Origin of the sequence: Prauserella endophytica (assembly GCF_005146945.1) — a bacterium.
GTDB classification, from domain to species: Bacteria; Actinomycetota; Actinomycetes; order Mycobacteriales; family Pseudonocardiaceae; genus Prauserella_A; species Prauserella_A endophytica.
In genome coordinates this window covers 85277-99929 of sequence record NZ_SWMS01000020.1, presented here as the reverse complement: position 1 = coordinate 99929, position 14653 = coordinate 85277, and the positions used below count along the sequence as shown (strand labels likewise).

General features: G+C 71.7%; 12 protein-coding genes. 3 read left to right on the top strand and 9 right to left on the bottom strand.

Annotated features, from left to right (window positions below):
• The first annotated feature begins 73 nt into the window (after positions 1–73).
• On the top strand, positions 74–1405 hold the full coding sequence (gene gabT, locus FCN18_RS28765; RefSeq protein WP_137096574.1) for a 4-aminobutyrate--2-oxoglutarate transaminase: 1332 nt from the start codon (positions 74–76) through the stop codon (positions 1403–1405).
• Positions 1402–2829 (top strand): aldehyde dehydrogenase family protein, encoded by a 1428-nt coding sequence (locus tag FCN18_RS28760; protein ID WP_112276140.1) that lies wholly within the window; start codon positions 1402–1404, stop codon positions 2827–2829. Before gabT ends, FCN18_RS28760 begins: the two co-directional genes overlap by 4 nt.
• Here FCN18_RS28760 and FCN18_RS28755 read toward each other — a convergent pair.
• The 3 genes from FCN18_RS28755 to FCN18_RS28745 are packed head-to-tail and all read right to left on the bottom strand — an operon-like array spanning position 2801 to position 5347.
• On the bottom strand, positions 2801–3571 hold the full coding sequence (locus FCN18_RS28755) for a helical backbone metal receptor (RefSeq protein WP_113644856.1): 771 nt from the start codon (positions 3569–3571) through the stop codon (positions 2801–2803). The genes FCN18_RS28760 and FCN18_RS28755 overlap by 29 nt on opposite strands.
• Entirely contained in the window at positions 3568–3948 is a 381-nt protein-coding gene (locus tag FCN18_RS28750; protein ID WP_137096573.1) for a DUF4326 domain-containing protein, read from the bottom strand. Before FCN18_RS28750 ends, FCN18_RS28755 begins: the two co-directional genes overlap by 4 nt.
• On the bottom strand, positions 3935–5347 hold the full coding sequence (locus FCN18_RS28745; RefSeq protein ID WP_137096572.1) for an RNB domain-containing ribonuclease: 1413 nt from the start codon (positions 5345–5347) through the stop codon (positions 3935–3937). The genes FCN18_RS28750 and FCN18_RS28745 overlap by 14 nt, the downstream gene beginning before the upstream one ends.
• Before the next feature lie 113 nt (positions 5348–5460).
• On the opposite strand from FCN18_RS28745, the gene FCN18_RS28740 reads away from it, so the two are divergent.
• Positions 5461–6408 carry an ATP-binding protein gene (locus tag FCN18_RS28740; RefSeq protein ID WP_137096571.1) on the top strand — a complete coding sequence of 316 codons (948 nt, stop codon included), beginning with the start codon at positions 5461–5463 and terminating at the stop codon, positions 6406–6408.
• A gap of 236 nt (positions 6409–6644) precedes the next feature.
• Here the strand turns inward: FCN18_RS28740 and FCN18_RS28730 are convergent, their stop codons facing one another.
• Genes FCN18_RS28730 through FCN18_RS28705 form a run of 6 tightly spaced genes read right to left on the bottom strand, consistent with a single transcriptional unit; the run spans position 6645 to position 14650 of the window.
• Entirely contained in the window at positions 6645–6854 is a 210-nt protein-coding gene (locus tag FCN18_RS28730; protein ID WP_110335235.1) for a hypothetical protein, read from the bottom strand.
• Positions 6855–6892: 38 nt separating this feature from the next.
• Positions 6893–8071, bottom strand: a complete 1179-nt coding sequence (locus FCN18_RS28725) for a hypothetical protein (protein ID WP_137096570.1) — start codon at positions 8069–8071, stop codon at positions 6893–6895.
• A 21-nt stretch (positions 8072–8092) separates the two neighbouring features.
• Positions 8093–9085: a C40 family peptidase gene (locus FCN18_RS28720; RefSeq protein ID WP_112276128.1), complete on the bottom strand. Its 993-nt coding sequence runs from the start codon at positions 9083–9085 to the stop codon at positions 8093–8095.
• Between the two features lies 1 nt (position 9086).
• A complete protein-coding gene (locus FCN18_RS28715; protein ID WP_137096569.1) occupies positions 9087–9683 on the bottom strand; it encodes a hypothetical protein in 597 nt (198 codons plus the stop codon).
• Positions 9684–9692: 9 nt separating this feature from the next.
• Entirely contained in the window at positions 9693–11771 is a 2079-nt protein-coding gene (locus FCN18_RS28710; RefSeq protein WP_137096568.1) for a magnesium transporter, read from the bottom strand.
• Positions 11768–14650, bottom strand: coding sequence for an ATP-binding protein (locus FCN18_RS28705; RefSeq protein ID WP_112276122.1), 2883 nt, complete (start codon positions 14648–14650; stop codon positions 11768–11770). Before FCN18_RS28705 ends, FCN18_RS28710 begins: the two co-directional genes overlap by 4 nt.
• Between the last annotated feature and the right edge of the window lie 3 nt (positions 14651–14653).

Genomic DNA, 14653 nt, shown 5'->3' with positions numbered 1-14653 from the left:
TGGCCAATTCTAGGCGCGAATTTGGACGATTCGGCAGGCTGACGGCGCTCGAACCCCGACTCATCCTGGGGGCATGACCGCCACGACACACCGCCGCTTGCGTACCGAGATCCCCGGCCCCGCCTCGCGGGCACTGCAGGAGCGCCGCGCGGCCGCCGTCGCGAACGGGGTCAGCTCGGTGCTGCCGGTCTACGTCACCTCCGCCGACGGCGGCCTGCTCACCGACGCCGACGGCAACACCCTCATCGACCTCGGCTCCGGCATCGCCGTGACCAACGTCGGCCACGGCGTGCCCGCCGTGGTGGACCGGATCCGCGAGCAGGCGTCGGCCTTCACGCACACGTGCTTCATGGCGACGCCCTACGAGGGCTACATCGAGGTGTGCGAGGCGCTCGCCGAGCTGACCCCCGGCACGCACGAGAAGCGTTCGGCGCTGTTCAGCACGGGCGCCGAGGCCGTCGAGAACACGGTGAAGATCGCGCGGGCCGCGACCGGGCGGCAGTCCGTCGTGGTGTTCGACCACGCCTACCACGGGCGCACCAACCTGACGATGGCGCTGACGGCGAAGTCGATGCCGTACAAGCACGGCTTCGGCCCGTTCGCGCCCGAGGTGTACCGCGTCCACGGGTCCTACCCGTTCCGCGACGCACCGGGGCTCACCGGCGAGCAGGCCGCGGCTGCCGCCATCGACCAGATCGAGAAGCAGCTCGGCGCCGACTCGGTGGCCGCGGTGGTGATCGAGCCGATCCAGGGCGAGGGCGGGTTCATCGCGCCCGCACCCGGATTCCTGCCCACGCTCTCGCGCTGGTGCACCGCGAACGGCGTCGTGTTCGTCGCCGACGAGGTGCAGACCGGGTTCTGCCGCACCGGCGACTGGTTCGCGTGCGACAACGAGGGCGTGGTGCCCGACCTGGTGGCCACCGCGAAGGGCATCGCGGGCGGGATGCCGCTCGCCGCCGTCACCGGCCGCGCCGAGCTGCTCGACGCCGTCCACCACGGCGGGCTCGGCGGCACCTACGGCGGCAACCCGGTCGCGTGTGCGGCCGCGCTCGGTGCCATCGAGACGATGCGCACCCGCGACCTCGCCGCCGCGGCGCGGAAGATCGGCGAAGCCACGCTGCCCCGCCTGCGCGCCCTGGCCGCCGAGACCGGCGTGATCGGCGACGTCCGGGGCCGCGGCGCGATGCTCGCGGCCGAGTTCTGCAAGCCGGGCACCACCGAGCCCGATGCGGAGGCGACCAAGCGGGTCGTCGCGGCCTGCCACGCCGAGGGTGTGGTGGTGCTGACCTGCGGCACGTACGGCAACGTCGTGCGACTGCTGCCCCCGCTGACGCTGCCGGAGGAGCTGCTCGAAGAGGGCCTCGCCGTGCTGGAGCAGGCCGTCCGCGAGGAGGCCGCCCGATGACCACACCGTTCTGGGTCGCGGGCAAACCGGTGAGTGGCGCCGAAACCGTCACCATCCGCAGCCCCTACGACGGCGCGGAGGCCGGCCGCCACGCCGTACCGTCCACATCGGACATCGAGTCGGCCGTGGCCGCCGCGGACGCGGTGCGACACGAAGCCGCGACACTGCCCGCACACGTGCGCGCCGGTGCACTGGACCACGTCTCGCGCGTGCTCGCGGAACGGGCCGAGGAGTTCGCGGCGCTCATCACCGCGGAGTCGGGCAAGCCCCTCAAGTGGGCACGGGCCGAGGCGGGCCGCGCGGCGTCGACGTTCCGCTGGGCCGCCGAAGAAGCCCGCCGCTTCTCCGGCGAGCTGCAGCGGCTGGACACCGATCCCGGCTCGACCGGGCGGCTCGCACTCGTGCGCAGGGTGCCGAGGGGTCCGGTGCTCGGCATCACGCCGTTCAACTTCCCGCTGAACCTGGTGGCGCACAAGGTGGCGCCCGCGCTCGCGGTCGGCGCGCCGATCGTGCTCAAGCCCGCGCCCGCGACGCCACTCACCGCGCTCGGTCTCGGCGAGGTGCTCGCCGAAACCGACCTTCCCGAGGGCACCTGGTCGATCCTGCCCGTCGGCAACGAGCAGTCCGCCGCGCTGGTGACCGATCCTCGGCTGCCGGTGGTGTCGTTCACCGGCAGCGTGCCGGTCGGCTGGGGCATCCGCGACGCGGCTCCCCGCAAGCACGTCACGCTGGAGCTGGGCGGCAACGCCGCTGTCGTCGTCTGTCCCGATTGGACGGACCTGGACTACGCGGCGGAGCGGATCGCCACGTTCGCGATGTACCAGGGCGGCCAGTCCTGCGTGTCCGTGCAGCGGGTCTACGCACACCGTGACGTGGCGACCGAGCTCACCGAGCGCGTGATCGAGAAGGTGCGCGCGCTCGGCACCGGCGACCCGCGCTCGGCCGCCACCGACGTGGGTCCGCTCATCAACACGGCCGCGGCGGAGCGCGTGGAGTCCTGGGTCTCCGGTGCGGTCGCGGCGGGCGCCCGCTGCCCAGTCAGCGGGCAACGCGACGGCGCGACCGTGGCGCCGACCGTGCTCACCGACGTGCCCGAGGACACGCAGGTGATGGCCGACGAGGTGTTCGGCCCCGTCGTCGCGATCAACACCGTCGACTCGGTCGATGAGGCGTTCCGGCACGTCAACGCGTCGCGCTTCGGACTGCAGGCCGGGGTGTTCACGCGCGACCTGCCCACCGCGTTCGCGGCGTCGGCGCGGCTGGAGGTCGGCGGCGTGGTGATCGGCGACGTGCCGAGCTTCCGCGCCGACCAGATGCCCTACGGCGGGGTGAAGGACTCCGGCGTCGGCAGGGAGGGCCCCGCCTCCGCGATGGCCGACCTGACCGAGGAGCGGATCACCGTGCTGACCGGAGTGCGGCTGTGAGCTCGCGGTGGGCGTCGACGAGTGACGGCCCGTACCAGGTGAGGTAGCGGCCCGACACGAGCACGTACGGCACGCCGGGGAACGCCTCGGGCCCGTCGTCGTCGGTGAACTCGTACGGCTCGTCGGGCAGCACGAGCAGGTCGGCCTCGCCAGAGTCGAACCAGCCGCGCAGTTCGTCGAGCTTCGGGCGCGGGTAGCGGTCGGTGTGGTCGCCGTACACGGTCGCGACACCGAGGCGGTGCAGCACGTCGCCGCCGAAGGTGTCACGGCCGAGCACCACCCACGGCTTGCGCCACACCGGGACCACGGCGCGCGCGGAAAGCGGCGCGGTCTCGCCCCACAGCGCCTCGGCCTCGGTCAGCCAGCCCGGAGCGTCCACGCCGAACGCCTGCGTGAGCAGCGCTCGCAGCGACACGAGCGCGGCAGGGACGGTCTCGGGCGCGGCCATGACCCACACCGGCACGCCCTCGGCGCGCAGCCGCTCGACGTCCTCGGGCCTGTTCTCCTCGGAGTTGGCGAGCACCAGGTCCGGCCGCAGGTCCAGTACCTTGTCGACCTTCGGATACTTCGACCCGCCGACTCGGGGCACGGCCAGCTCCGCCGGGTGCGTGCAGTAGTCGGTGGCCCCGGCGAGCGCACCCGGCACCGCGGCCTCGATCGCCTCCGTCAGCGCGGGCACGAGCGACACCACGTGGCCCGGACTTCCGCGCAGGGGGACGTCGGCACCGAGGTCGTCCTTCATCGGCAGTACTCCAGCAGCACGTCGGCGTGACAGGGTTCGGGGGCGCACCAGCAGCCCAGCGCGCGCCCGGAGAGCTCCCCGTCACGCAGCCGCTGGATCAGCTCCGGCCTGCCCTTCAGGTACTCACGGTAGTGCCTGACCATCGCCGCCCGGTCGGTCTTGGCCTCCTTGACGAACGGGTTGGCGAAGTCGGACTGAGGCCACGAGTGCCGGTTGCCGGAGTGGCCGATGTAGACGATCAGGTCGTGCTCGACCAGCCACGGCACGAGATGCTTGTGCGGGCCGGACTTCCGCACGTTCACCGCGACGCTGTGCCCCGCGAGCACCTCGTCGCGCAGCTTCTCCTCCGCTTTCGTCCACGTGTCACGCGCGCTCAAAGGACACCTTCCTCTTCTCGATGTCCACCGCGGTCAGCCGCACCGTGATCCGGCCACTGTCGGGGAAGCCGGTGCCGCTGCACTTGCCCAGCACGGGCGGGTTCTCCAGGAACACCTCCGCCTTGGTCTCCTCGGCCCGCAGCACCACCGCGTCGAACGTCCGCCCGACGTGCTCGGCGAGGATCCACGCCTCCACCTGGTCGAGGCAGGCGCGTTCCACCCTGGCCGCACGGTTGTCCGAAGCGCTCATCAGCTCGGGCAGCTCGCCGAGCGCCTCGCGCACCCAGTCCGGCACGGGTCTGCCGTGGGTGACCGCGAGGCAGACCTCTGTCGCGAACCGGTCGACCAGCCGCCGGATCGGTGCGGTCACATGGGCGTAGGGGCCGCCGATGCCTGCGTGGGCCGCGGCCGAGGGCCTGCCGCCGTCGAACGACGTGTACCCGGCGCCGCGAAGCAACCGCGTGGTGCCCGCGTAGAGCGCGAGCGACGCGGGGTTGCGGGGGTCGAGCCCGGCCAGCAGCTCGGAGACCGTCGCTCCCCGCGGCCAGTCGATGCCCAGCGCGTGAGCGGAGCGGCGCAGCCAGTTGACCGTCTCGTCGTCGGCCTCTGGCAGCGTCCGCAGCACCCCGACCCCGGCCTCGAGCATGATCGACGCCGCGACCATGCCGGTGAGCAGGGAGATCTCGGCGTTCCACGCCTCGACGTCAGGACGCGGACGGCGGGTGAGGATCCACCCGCCGTCCGGCCCCGCGACGATCTCCTGCTCGGGCAGTTGCAGCTCGACCGCGCCCCGGCGCACGGCCAGCTCGCGACGGCGCCTGCCGAGCGCGGGCAGCGCCGAGATCGAGGGGTGCGCGGTGCCCGCGGCGAGCCCTGCGGCAACCGTCTCGTAGTCGAACCGCTCCGTCGAGCGCACGAGCGCGCGGCGGACGTGCACCGACACGGGCTCGCCCTCGGCATCGGTGTCGATCGTCCACAGCACCGAGGGCCGCACCATGCCGGGCAGGAGGCTCGCGGCGCCCTCGCTCAGCTCGGGCGGATGCAGCGGGACGTTGCCGTCGGGCAGGTACAGCGTCTGGCCGCGCCTGCGGGCCTCCCGGTCGAGCGGCCCGCCGGGCGGCACGAACGCGGCGAGGTCGGCGATGGCGTACTGCACCCGGAAACCGCCCCCGGCCAGCGGTTCGATGAGCACCGCCTGGTCGAGGTCCTTCGAGCCGGGAGGGTCGACGGTGACGAGCGGCAGGTCCGTCGCGTCCTCCCTGGACCCGTCGCCCGCGGGATCGCCCGCGACGGACTCGGCCTCCGCCAGGACGTCGGCGGGGAAGGATTCCGGCAGCTCGAACTCGGCGCGCAGCGAGGCGAAGTCGCCGGCGCCCGGCGTGTGGACCGCGAGAGCCACCCTTGAACCCTAACGCCGTTCCGCCGTTGACATGACCTGATCGGGTCCGAGCCGCCCGGGTGTACCTTGCCACCAAAGCTAATGAAAACCGGTCTCACTTTCAGGAGCTCTTCGTGAAGGTCGCCTTCGTCGGCAAGGGCGGCAGTGGCAAGACCACGCTGGCCTCGCTGTTCACCTCCTCGCTCGCCGATGCCGGACTCCCCGTGCTGGCCATCGACGCGGACATCAACCAGCACCTCGCCGTGGCGCTCGGCGCGAGCCAGGAGCAGGCAGACGCGCTGCCGCCCCTCGGCGACAACCTGCCGCTGATCAAGGAGTACCTGCGCGGCGACAACCCCAGGATCGCGAGCGCGGACGCGATGATCAAGACGACCCCGCCCGGCCGCGGGTCGCGGCTGATGACGCCGAGGGAGCACAACCCGATCACCGACGCCTGCTTCCGCGACATCGCGGGCGTGCGGCTGGCCGTAACCGGCCGGTTCGCCGAGGACGACCTCGGCGTTGCCTGCTACCACTCGAAGACCGGTGCGGCGGAGCTGCTGCTCAACCACCTCGTCGACGGTCCGGGCGAGTACGTGGTGGTGGACATGACCGCGGGCGCCGACGCGTTCGCCTCGGGTCTCTTCACGCGCTTCGACGTGACCTTCCTCGTGTGCGAGCCGACAGTGCGCAGCGTCGGCGTCTACCGGCAGTACACCGAGTACGCGCGGGACTTCGGCGTTCGCCTCGCGGTGGTGGGCAACAAGGTGACCGACGAGGAGGACGTGGACTTCCTGCGTGAAGCGGTGGGCGCCGATCTGCTCGGGTGGGTCGGCACGTCGAAGCACGTACGCGCCGCCGAACGCGGGCAGGCGAGGCCGATCGGCGAGCTGGAGCCGCACAACCTCGGAACCCTGCGCACCATGCTGTCCACAGTGGATGCGACCGAGCGCGATTGGGAGAGGTACCAGGCCCAGGCGGTGGAGTTCCACCTGCGCAACGCGCGGTCGTGGGCGGGTCAGGAGCTGGCCGACCAGGTGGACCCCGATTTCGTCCCGGGCCCCTTGGCGGCAGTGGACTGACGGCGGCTGCCGCGAGTCCCCCGCTCCCGCACGCGAGTCCCCCGCTCCGACACGCGAGTCCCCCGCTCCGACACGCGAGTGGCCCGCTCGGGCACGCGATGGCGCGTTCGGGCGCGCGGGGCGCGCGCTCGAACGGGAAACTCATGGGCTTGAACGGGGGACTCGCCGTCCTGAACGGGGGACTCGCCGTCCTGAACGGGAGACTCGCCGTCCTGAACGGGAGACTCGCGGGCTGGTCAGTCCTCGCTGTCCCAGTCGGCATCGGCTCGGTCGGCGGCCCGGGTCCGCTCGCGGGCGATCTCCAGTGCACGGCGAGCGGTCGCCTCGTCCGGGTACGGCCCCAGGCGATCGATCGAACGCGACAGCTCGCCGTGCTCGACCTCACCGGTCCGGGTGTTGTACCACCAGCCTGCGGCCGGGTTCGGGTCCTTGCTCATCGGTGCCATGTTCCGAGCCTGACACGTGGCCGCCCCGGCGGCCACCGTCAGCGGCGGTACCGATACGGGATCTCCGTGGGTTCGTCACCGGTAGGCCCGAACTCGCCGCCCTGACCCGCCTCACTCGGCTCCGCGCGGCCGGCTCGCTCGCCACCCCGATCCCCCGGCATCTCGTCGAACCAGCCCCGCTCTGACCGCGCTTGCCCAGCGGGCGGCTGCTGCGCCGCCGGCTCCGCCGCGGTTTCCGCGGGCCGTTGAACGGCGATGCCCCGTGGCGGGGTGTCCACGTCGACGTCCTCGGCGGACGGAGCCGACGGCGGCTCCGCGGGCGGCTCGGGCGCCGCGGCAGGTTCCCGAACCGCGGACGATCCGGACGCCGGAGCCGACGGGGGCACCGAACGCGTGGCGGTCTCCTGCTCCGCAGGAGACTCGGCTGCCGAGGCCGAGGGGGACACCGGAGGCGCAGGGGTCACCGAGGCCGAGGGGGACACCGGAGGCGCTGGGGTCACCGCCGCAGGTGGTTCCGGCGCGGCCGCCGGTGCCGATTTGGCTTCCGCGGGCGACGCCGGGGGCTGCTCCACCGACTCCCTCGCCTGCGGCGAGGACACCGAGGGCGCCGTCGGCGGAGGCGGCAACGGTGGAGCCGACGGTGCCGAGGCCGACGTCGTACGCCACACCGGCTGCGGACCGATGTTCATCGGCGCCGGCCTGCCCTGCGCGGGCGCCGGCGCCTGCTGCACAGTCTGCTGTGCACCCCGCACGATCGGGTCGAGGCACGACACCAGCACCGTCGTGTGCTCGGGATCCTCCACCTTCCGGCCGCTGCGCTCGCGGTAGACCATCTCGCCGTCAGCGTCGATCTCCACCAGGTAACCGGCCTCGGCGAGCTGCTCCTCGTCGAGGTCGATGAGCCGCTCCGGCCGCGAAGGCACCACCCGGTAGGTCGGCCACGACAGCCGGGCGTGGGTGTCGTGGAACTGGGCGAGCAGCGCCGCCATCTGCTGCTGCCACGGCAGCGGCATCGACTCCGCGATCGAGCGCGGCAGCACGACGTACCCCGCGTCGACTCCCGGCCAGCCCCGGCGCAGGTGGTCGGCGAGCGGCGTGCTGGACGCGGGCGGAGCGCTTCTCGGCGCCTGCGGGTACCCGAACATGTTCCGAGGGTCGGCGTCGAGTCCGGCGGACTGGCCACCCTGCTTTCCGCGTTTACCCCACTTCTTGGCCACGACACTCACTCCACGTAGTACTCACACGCCAGGCCTGACCGCCTGCGGAACGAGCTCGGCCTCGTCCCACGACACTTCCCTCGTGTGCACCGGCACACCACTCTGCTGCGCTTCCACCATCTTCCCGTCACCGAGATACATCGCCACGTGGTGGATGGTGCTCGGGTTCGACGGGTCGTACGCCCAGAACAGCAGGTCGCCCGGCTGGGCCTGCTCCACCGGCAGCATCGCGCCCGCCTTGTACTGGTCCCTGGACACACGCGGCAGCGTGATCCCGGCCGCCTCGTACGCCCGCAGCATGAGTCCCGAGCAGTCGTACGAATTCGGACCGGTCGCGCCCCAGACGTACGGCTTGCCCTGCTCCCCCAGCGCGAACTGGATGGCCTGTCCCGCCACCTGGTTCGGCGGCAACACCGGTCCGGCGCTCTCACCGCAGCCCGACGCGTTCTCGACCTGGCCCATGTTCTCGACGAGGTGGACCGCCATCGGCTCCCAGTTGTGGTAGCGGTCGGGGAACGCCGAGCGCTCGACGGCCTGCGCGACGTCGCCGGGCCGCATCTCCTCCCAGCCGTCGACCTCTTCCAGCACGTCGTAGAACTTGTTGACCTGGTACGGCGGGTTGGTGACCTGCTCGACCGTGCCCCAGCCCATCGACGGCCGCATCTGGAAAATGCCCAGCGAGTCGCGGTCGCCGTAGTTGAGATTGCGCAGCCGCGACTCGGTCATCCCGGCCTGGATGGCGATCTGCCATGCGCGCGGGGAGAGCTTGCGTTCCTTGCCGATCGAGATGATGAGCGAGACGATGCCCCGCTGCTCCTCGTCGAGTTCGCTCGCGTCGGCCTCGCCCTTGCTCGCCAGGCCGGGTTGCGTCGGTCCGATCGCCGCGTCGCAGCTCAGCGGCGTCACGCCCTGGGCCTGCTGCCGCTGGCTGTCGATGATGGCGACCATCCCGACGGCCAGCAGCACGGTGATGACGGCCGCGGTGACACACCCGACCAGTAGCCCCGCGCGCACGCTAACCCGCCTGGTGGTAGTCGGCGACACGCCAGCCGGCGTTCGTGCTGACCACGGTGATGCTCAGGGTGGGGCCGTCCGTGGGTACCTGGACCTCGACGGAGCTGGTGAAGGAGGCGGTGGCGCTGGGCTCCCCGGTGACCTTCGTGGCCGGGATGTTCGCCGGATTCACGCTCCGCATCACCGGCAGGTACTCCTCCGTAGTGTACGGACGCAGGCCTTCGAGCCATTGTTCGTTGGTGACGCCCTGCGGGTGGTTCACCCAGGCCGCCGCCCAGTTGGCCGCGACCCGCAGCGCGGCGGGTGCTGGCGGCGCGGTGGTGGGCTTGGCGAGCGGCTCGGACAGCCGCGTCGGCAACGGGCTGGTGGTGGTCAGCCGGTCGCCGGTGGCCGAGCCGGCGGCACCGGGCGACTGGCCCGCGGGCGGGGTGGCCCCCGCGCCGGAGTCGCCGACCAGCCTCGGCACCACGATCCCCGCGGCCACGAGCACGGCAACGACCACGATGAACGTGCCGATCAGGTGCGTCGGCGAGCGCAGCGGCCAGCCCCACAGGCGGCGGTACACGGCCGCCCGGCCACGGTTGGTACGAATCGGCATCGCGACCCCCTACCGCACCACGTGGTCCGTGTCGCGGGACTCCCCGTGTTCACTGCCCCGAACCTCGAGTCCCCTGGACGGCCGGTACAGCACGAACACCGGCTTGCCTGCCACCAGCTCCGGTTCGACCCGGCGCGGTTGCGGCGGCACGGTCGCCGGTGGCGGCGGTCCCGGCATCGTCTCGCGAGGCTGGTCGGACGACGCCGACCCGACGCCCACGGACGCCATGCGCGAGGGCACGACCACCGGATCGTCGTCGCCGCGGTCCCAGCCGCGGTCGGTCACCGGCGCGGTGTCGACCCGCCTGCTCGACGCGGTCACCGTCCGCGGCTGGGCGTAGTCGCCCGGCGATCGGCCCGGCACGTAGCTCGCGAAGGCGCCCGCGGGCGCGCCTCCACCCGCGGGCAGCGCGGGACGCCCTTCGGCACCGCCCACCGCGGTCGGCCAGTTCGTCGAGGGGTGAGCCGCCGCCGCTCCGCCGGTGTCGAGGCGCTGGGAGTTGGCGAACACGGTGGCCTCGGGACGGAACCGGCCGCCGCTGGTCGCGCCGGCGTGACCCCTGGTCGCCGCACCGCCCGCCGCCTCGTCGTCGTCACGCACGTTGCGCCAGAACTCGTCCTGCGGCGTCGGCTCGTCGCTCTTCTTGCGGAACCGCGAGAGGAGGCCACCTCTCGGTGTCGGGACGGCGGAGCCGACCATGCTCACCGACATCTCGACCATCTGCCAGAGCCGCCTCGCCGGCCTGCCGACGAGGAACAGCAGGATCGTCACCAGGCCCGCGAGCACGATCTGAGTCAGCATCGACAGCGAGTTGCCCGCCGCGAAGATCGCCTGCAACAGCAGCGCGTGCACACCGGCGAGCACGGAGAGCACGATCAGGTTGAACGCCACCGACCCGATGACCTTGCCGACGCGCCGCAGGACATCGTGATGCAGGATCGCGACGAGCCCGATCAGCGGCGCGGTGAGCGTGAACAGGCGCACGAGGATCTGCGCCAGCAGCACGGCCGCCTTGGCGAACAGCTGGAACAGCGCGTAGACCAAGCTCTGCAGCATCGCGAGGAATCCCGCACCAGTGCGGCTTCCGTCCTCGCCGGTGAAATAGCCGGCGGCCGGACCAAGTTGGGTCGAGATGTCCTTGAACGCCTGCTTCTTCTGTTCGATGACCGCTTGGTTGGCGTCGTCGCCATTGCTGATTTGCTGCACGGTGAACGCCTGAGCGTCGAGCAGCGGCCTGCCGAACTGCTCGGCTTGCGGCGCGTCCGGAGCCCCGAACGTTCCCCTGAGCCAGCTGTTGTAGACGACGTGGGTGTGAAGTTGGGTAGGCAGGATGTCGTCGACATTGCGAGCAGCCGCGTTGTCGACAAAGCCCGCCTGGATATCCGTCGTGGTCTGAACGATCGTGCGGTCGATCTCGTCGTAGTAGCGCAAGAGCGCCAATGACGAGGCTGCGAGCCAGACCCCGCCCAAGGCGAACAACGCCCGCTTGCTCACCGTCGCGAGGTCGCCGCGCCAGATATTTCGGAACATGAAAATGGCGAGCAGCAGCGCCACAACTCCGAACAGCTGCGCGTAGATGTTGCTGTAGACGGCCTCGGCGCCCTTGGAGACGGCGTTGTAGATGGGGTTGAGCAGCCCGCCCTCGAGCACCGTGTAGTGCAGTGAGTTGGTGGCCCCGACGATGTTCTTGCCGATATTGAAGAGCTGGTTGCCCGCCCACGTGTCCACGGTGGTGTTGGGGTCGGTGAGCCCCAGCGCACCACTGTCGCAGTCGTAGACGTTCCACACCATTCCGGCGTAGCTGTAGTCGCGGTAGGCGCTGTGCTCCTCTCCACGAACGTCCGGCGGGTCGATCGCGCCGACCATGCCGGATCCGGGGCGTTCCGGGTTGGGGGCCTCGCAACCCTGTGCGTGGGCGGGGGGTGCCGTGACGACGGCCTGCAGACCGAGGATCGCGATGGTCGCGACCAGTGCCGCGTATCTCTTGCGGCCCCGTGCGGGGCCCTCACCTCGTCGTCGCCTCGTCCGTGCGCCGTGCCAGGCCCAGGCGCACAGGAAAACGACGAGCAGCGTCAGCACGGTGTTCATGCGGCGTCCCGGCCGGTGCCGTTCTTGCCCGCCCTCGCCGGTTGCCTCTCCTCACCCGTCCGCTCCGGCGCACGGTCGGGATCGGCCTCCTCCAGCACCTGCTCCTCGGTGAGGCCGACCTCCAGCTCGGCCGCCCGCTCGAGGTCCTCCTCGAAGTCGTCCTCCGGAAGCGGGGGCTCGGGCACGTGGTACTCGGGCTCCCTCGGCTGCTCCGCGCCGGGCCTTGCCGGGGTTCGGTCCTGTGTGGAGCCGGGCGTGGTGTCGAGCGCGTTGCGCAGGTGCTCGAGGTGCGGCCCGGAGAAGTCGACACGGATCCGCTCGACGCCGCCTGCGCCGTCGGCGAAGATGAACTGCCTCGGGTCGCGGTCGCGTTCGACCTCGCGCTGCGAGCCGGGCCGCCTGCCGAGCGCCGCCACGACCTGCTCGTAGCCGACGCCGACGGGCACTTTCAGCAGGCGCAGCGCGTCGGACTGGGTCTCGTCGTCGTCGAGCCTGCCGACGAACACCGAGTCGAGCAGCGCCACGAAGCCCTGGATCTTCAGGAAGTCGGCGGGAATCTGTGACGACAGCAGCACGCGGACGTTCCACTTCCGCGAGTCACGCGCGAAGCGGTTCATCAGCACGCGACCGGTGGGCACCTCGGAGAGGAAGAACGCCTCGTCGATCCAGACGCCCTTGCGCTGGTCCTTCGGCTTCTCGTAGACCGAGCGCTGGGTGAGCCACGCGGCGAGGTTCAGCATTTCCACGCCGAGCGCCTCGGCATCGGTCCAGTGCTCGCGCCCGACGCCCTCCTTGGGCAGCGTCAGCCCGGCCATCGTGAGCACGGTGAGCCGGTCGTCGCGGGTGTCGGAGTATGGGTCGGCACCGGTCTCGGGAATGAGCAGCGACATGCGTTCGCGCAGCTCGTCGAGGAAGTCCGCGACCACGACGGCGTGCTCGTGATGCTCGCTGGAGTCGCGCCGCAGCGCGTCGATGACCTGGCCGGGGTCGGCGTCGTAGCGGCCACCGACGGTCCGCACCGCACGCAGGAGCACGATCCGGGTCTGCGGCATCCTTGCGACGTCGTAGGGCAGCACGCCCGTGAGCACGTCGAGGACGAGACGACGCCGGGTGGCGCCTGCGAGTGCCCGCTCGCGCCGCCACGCGCGCTCCGGGTCCTCCTCGTCGAGGAAGTGGTCGAGCTGCGGTTCGGCGACCACCCGGTACGGGTTGAGGATGCCGGGCTGCGCGTTGAGCAGGTTGATCGGCCGTGCGTACGGGCGCAGCTCGGGCAGGTCGCACAGCCGCGACAGCGGTCCGGACGGGTCGAGAATCGTCCAGTGCGCCCCTGCGCGCAGTGTCTTGTAGACGATGCCGCCGCCGAGGAAGGACTTACCTCCACCGAGTCCGGCGACCATCGCGGTGAGACCGGAGCCGTCGCGGATCTCCTGCGCCATCCACGGGTCCCAGGCGACGGGACGCCGCGTGGCCGTGCAGGTCTCGCCGAGCAGGATCCCGCGCCGGTCGCCGACCTCGGCCGTCGCGGTCGGCACCGACGAGGCGGCCCAGACCACCGAGCCGCGCCGGAGGTAGGCGCCGTTCGACAGCGGCTCGCCCGGGATGAACTCCCTGGCCATCGCGTACTGCGCCTCGGGGTGCTCGATGGCGACCTTGGGCTTGTAGAGGTCCAGCAGCTGCTGGGCCAGGCGCAGGGCCTCGCGCTCGGTGGGCCCGGACACCGCGAGCCGCCACCACGACCGCACGCGGGTGGCCAGCGCGGTGAAGCCCGACGTCATCTCGTCGTCGATCTCCAGCACGCGCGACGCCTGCCGCGCCAGCGACTGCGGCGGTTCCAGCTCGTGCTCGTCGGTGTAGTGCTTGACCTGCGAGCGCACCTTGTTCATCTGGCGCTGCAGCTCTCCCGCGACCTCTTCGGGCCTGCGAACGTAGATGCGGGCCGACCACTCGACGGCGGCGGGCAGGCGGTCGGCGTGCTGCACCCACGGGTCGTCGACCTCGGGGATCTGCAGGCCGTGCATCTGCCCCACGGTCAGCACGGCGACGTGACGCTTGACGCCCGCGTTGGAGCCGGTGCGGCCGCGCACGGTGACGGTCGGCGCGTACGGGTCGCTGTGGAAGTCGGCGGCGTCGGTGAAGCTCGCGAGGTCCTCCGGCTCCCACGCCGCGCCCGGCACGGCGGGCAGGTTGCGGGGCGCGGGCAGGCCCAGCGAGCACGAGCGGTGCATCAGCCAGGACATCTCCTCGGCGTGCACCGGCCTGCCCTCTAGCCCGCTCGACCCGATGACCTGGTCGAGGTGCTCGACCTCGGAGTCCAGCGCCGTCAGCTCGGCGTCCACGGCCTCGGGCAGGATCTTGCGCAGCAGCGGCGCTGCCCGCTCGACGGCACGGTCCACGACCCGGCGGGTCTGGACCTGCACGCCGAGGTAGACCTCCTTCTCCGCCATGGAGCGGCCCATCAGCTGCTGCTGCTCGCCGACGAGGTAGTCGTCGAAGGACAGCGAGCCCGGCACGTCGGACGGCCGGTCGTGGGCGTTGTGCACGTGCGCCTCGGCCCACATCCGGATGGGGTACGGCCGCGTGGTCACGCGCAGGTGCATCCATCGGCCCTGCAACTCGGCGTACTGGCCCGCGATGGCGGCGATCAGGTCCTTGCGCTGCGAGTCGGACCGAAAGGACCAGCGTTGCGGGGCGAGCCGGTACCAGGCGTAGACCTCGTGGCCGGTCCGGAGCAGGTGCCCGTCGATCGAGCGCGCCGCGATGGACGGCGTGTAGGTGGGTATGGCCTGCTCACCGGGCAGCCGCCTGCCTCGGCGGCCGCCTTCGGCCTGCTTCGACTGTGCCGGCTGCTGTGCCTTCCGGCTGCGGTCGCGACCGAACAAGGA